Annotated in this window: 3 protein-coding genes and 1 pseudogene; 1 reads left to right on the top strand and 3 read right to left on the bottom strand. The window is 25.4% G+C overall.

What is annotated here, in order from left to right; genetic code table 11:
- A partial coding sequence (gene pta, locus D9V70_RS00905) for a phosphate acetyltransferase (RefSeq protein WP_158356275.1) occupies window positions 1-1,390 on the top strand: 1,390 nt, incomplete at its 5' end.
- 16 nt (window positions 1,391-1,406) lie between these two features.
- Here pta and yfaE read toward each other — a convergent pair.
- The 3 genes and pseudogenes from yfaE to D9V70_RS03240 all read right to left on the bottom strand — a co-directional run.
- Entirely contained in the window at window positions 1,407-1,697 is a 291-nt protein-coding gene (yfaE, locus tag D9V70_RS00910; RefSeq protein ID WP_158355899.1) for a class I ribonucleotide reductase maintenance protein YfaE, read from the bottom strand.
- Window positions 1,672-2,802 carry a class Ia ribonucleoside-diphosphate reductase subunit beta gene (gene nrdB / locus D9V70_RS00915; RefSeq protein ID WP_158355900.1) on the bottom strand — a complete coding sequence of 377 codons (1,131 nt, stop codon included), beginning with the start codon at window positions 2,800-2,802 and terminating at the stop codon, window positions 1,672-1,674. The genes yfaE and nrdB overlap by 26 nt, the downstream gene beginning before the upstream one ends.
- Window positions 2,803-2,873: 71 nt before the next feature.
- Window positions 2,874-3,977: pseudogene (locus D9V70_RS03240) on the bottom strand (ribonucleotide-diphosphate reductase subunit alpha); the annotation flags it as partial.

A 3,977-nucleotide genomic window follows, 5' to 3' on the forward strand; every position in this document is an offset into this window, starting at 1 on the left:
ACAAATGAAAAATTCTATTGTCGAAGAAGTTCTTCTATTTGATCAAAATTACAAGAGTATGATAAGTAAAAATTATTTACATAGTCTCATAATAGTTTCTTTTACTCGTATTTTTTCCTTTATAAATATGTTTGTTTTAAATTTTAATAGTAATGAAATTACTGGTATTATATTAACAGAAGTATCAATATCTGAAAAAGACATTACTTTTCTATGTAAAAAATTGATTGAAAAAAAAATTCATGTTGCTTTTACAAAAAAAAATACTATTGAGATAGTATCTCAATTGCAAAAAATTAATTTTGATATTTATTTACAAGATCAAGTTTATATTCAACAATCACAAAAATATATTTCTAGTTTTTTTTCTTATTTTTTAAAACTTTTAGACACTCAATATGATTATCGTATGATGTATTCTCCAAGAGAATTTTGTTGTTATTTAAAATTATTATCAAAACAAAATAAGAAACGTATTATATTACCTGAATCATATGAAGTTAGAATATTAAAAGCAGTCTCTATTTCTCATAACAATATTGCAGAATGTGTATTATTAGGTGATAAAAATAAAATTTATAGCATAGCAAAGAATAATGGTATTGACTTAAATAAAAATATTGAAATAATCAATCCTATTTTAATAAGAGATAAATATATTGCTCGTTTTTTAGAACTTAGAAAAAAAAAAGATGTAAACAGAAATTTTGCTGAAATAGCATTATTAGATAATATTGTTTTAGCTACTTTGATACTTGAGGCAAACGAAGTAGATGGATTAGTTTCTGGATCGGTCAATACTACAGCTAGTACTATACTTCCAGCATTACAATTAATTAAAACTAATTCTGATACTTCATTAGTTTCTTCTATTTTTTTCATGTTATTGCCAAATCAAGTTTTGATTTATGGTGATTGTGCTGTAAATGTTAATCCAAATGCAGAAGAATTAGCAGAAATTGCTATCCAATCTTCTAATTCTTTAAAAATGTTTGGAATAGAACCACGTATAGCTATGTTATCTTATTCTACCGGTTTTTCTGGAAACGGTGAAACAGTAGAAAAAGTAAGACAAGCGACTGCTATTATCAAGAATAAAAATCCTAATTTAATTGTAGATGGTCCAGTACAATATGATACTGCAGTTTCAAAAACTGTTTTTAAATTAAAAGCGCCTCGTTCGCCAATTGAAGGTTCTGCAAACATATTTATATTTCCAGACTTAAATGCAGGTAATATAGCCTATAAAGCAGTGCAACGAACTGCAAATATAGTTGCTATAGGACCGATTCTACAAGGGTTAAGAAAACCAGTAAATGATTTATCTCGTGGAGCTTCAGTAGAAGATATAATTTATACTATTGCATTGACGTCAATTCAATCTAAATAAATTTAATATTTTTTGTTTAAATTTTAATTATAATGTTTCCATATGGTTTACAACAACAAGAGAAAATATCTTTTTTTCTCAATAAAGCAGCCATAGGCTGTTTTATTGAATATAATATTTTTCCTTTTATTAGTTCAATACGACATATTCCACAATAACCAGATCGGCATTGATATGCTATATTAATATTATTTAATTCTAAAATAGATAATAATGAAATATTTTTTTTATATAAAATTATTTTTTTAATATTTTTTATTTCAATAATAGAATAATTCCTTTTACAATTTAAATTTTTCAAATTCATTATTAGATACTTCTGAATCAATTTGTCCTACTAAATATGAACTTATTTCTGTTTCTTGAGGCGCAGTTTGTATGTTATCAGAACTCAACCAAGAATTAATCCAAGGAATAGGATTAGATTTTTGCTTAAAAGGCATGTGAAAACCTATAGCATGCATACGAATATTAGTGATATATTCTATATATTGACAAATAATATCTTTATTTAGTCCGAGCATAGAACCATTTTGAAATAAATATTCAGCCCATATTTTTTCTTGTTTAGAAGCTAAAATAAATATTTTTATAGCTTCTTCTTTGCATTCCAAAATTATTCTTGACATTTCCTTATCATCTTCCATATTTACTAAAAGATTTAAGATGTGCTGAGTTCCTGTTAAATGCAATGCTTCATCTCGTGCTATTAATCGTATAATTTTAGCATTTCCTTCCATTAACTCTCTTTCTGCAAATGCAAATGAACAAGCAAAACTAACATAAAATCTAATTGCTTCTAAAACATTTACACTAATGAGACATAGATATAATTTTTTTTTTAATTCACGTAAGGTTATTTTAATTTTTTTTTCATTAATGATATGAATTCCTTCACCTAGTAAATGCCAATAACTAGTGGTTTTTATTAATTCATCATAATATGTAGAAATATTTTTAGCTCTATCATTAATATGTTTGTTTGAAATAATATCATCAAATATTAAAGATGGAGAATTAACAATGTTTCTAATTATATGAGTGTAAGAACGTGAATGAATAGTTTCTGAAAAAGACCAGGTTTCCACCCACGTTTCTAACTCAGGAATGGAAATAATAGGTAAAAAAGCTATGTTAGGACTTCTTCCTTGAATAGAATCAAGTAATGTTTGATATTTTAAATTACTAATAAAAATATGCTTTTCATGATCTGGTAAATTTTGAAAATCTATTCTATCTCGAGAAAGATCTATTTCTTCTGGTCTCCAGAAAAATGATAGTTGTTTTTCAATTAGTTTTTCAAATATATTATATTTCTGTTGGTCATATCTAGCAATGTTTACAGGTTGTCCAAAAAACATAGGTTCTTTAAGTTGATTATTTTTTTTTTTTGAAAAAATTGTATAAGACATATTATTATACCAAATTATTAATTTTGTTATATTGTTTAAATATTTGTAAATAACGTATAAAATTCTTTAATTTATATGATACATGATCCACTTTCGCAAATATCTTCTATTGAAGATTCAGATGAAATATTTTGATCATCTTTAGAGCCATCACGAACATTTTGATAATATAATGTTTTTATACCTAGTTTATAAGACAAAAGTAAATCATATAGCAGTTGTTTCATTGGGATTTTATCATTTAAAAATTTTGTTGGATCATAATGAGTATTTACGGAGATAGATTGATCAATAAATTTTTGCATGATACTAGCTAATTCTAAATATCCAATATTATTAGGTATATCCCAAAGAAGTTCATATTGTGATTTTAGTTTTTTATAATCAGGAACTACTTGACGTAATATTCCATCTTTTGAAACTTTAATACTAATAAATCCTCTTGGTGGTTCAATTCCATTAGTTGCATTAGATATCTGAGAAGATGTTTCTGAGGGCATTAAAGCAGATAATGTTGAATTTCTTAAACCGTATTTTTTAATTTTATTACGTAATAAATTCCAATTTAAATGTAATGGTTCATTACATATTTTATCTACATGTCTTTTATATGTATCAATCGGTAGTTTTCCTAAATAATAATTAGTTTGATTAAATAGAGAACAGGCTCCTTTTTCTTTTGCTAATTCACATGATGCTTGCAATAAATAATATTGCATTGCTTCAAATGTTTTATGTGTTAAATTTTTTGCACTACCGTCAGAATAGCGTACTTTATTTTTTGCTAAGTAATATGCAAAATTTATTACTCCAATACCTAAAGAACGTCTAGAAATAGAAGATTTTTTTGCTGCTGGTATAGGATAGTTTTGATATTCTAATATTTCGTCAAGCGCACGTACAGATAATACAGATAATTCTTTAAATTCATCAAGATTATTAATTTTTCCTAAATTAAAAGCCGATAACGTACAAAGTGCAATTTCTCCATTTATATCATATACATTATGTAACGATTTTGTTGGCAACGTAATTTCTAAACATAAATTAGATTGTTTTATTGGGCATAATTTTGAATTAAACGGACTATGTGAATTACAATGATCTACATGTTGTATGTAAATACGTCCAGTAGAGGTTCTTTCTTGCATCATTAAACAAAATAAATCTAAAGC

Origin of the sequence: Buchnera aphidicola (Lipaphis pseudobrassicae) (genome assembly GCF_005081185.1) — a bacterium.
Lineage (GTDB): Bacteria > Pseudomonadota > Gammaproteobacteria > Enterobacterales > Enterobacteriaceae > Buchnera > Buchnera aphidicola_AD.

Excerpts from the sequence above, each read along its gene's own strand:
- yfaE (WP_158355899.1), bottom strand. The coding sequence starts at position 1,697 with ATGAATTTGAAAAATTTAAATTGTAAAAGGAATTATTCTATTATTGAA.
- nrdB (WP_158355900.1), bottom strand. The coding sequence starts at position 2,802 with ATGTCTTATACAATTTTTTCAAAAAAAAAAAATAATCAACTTAAAGAA.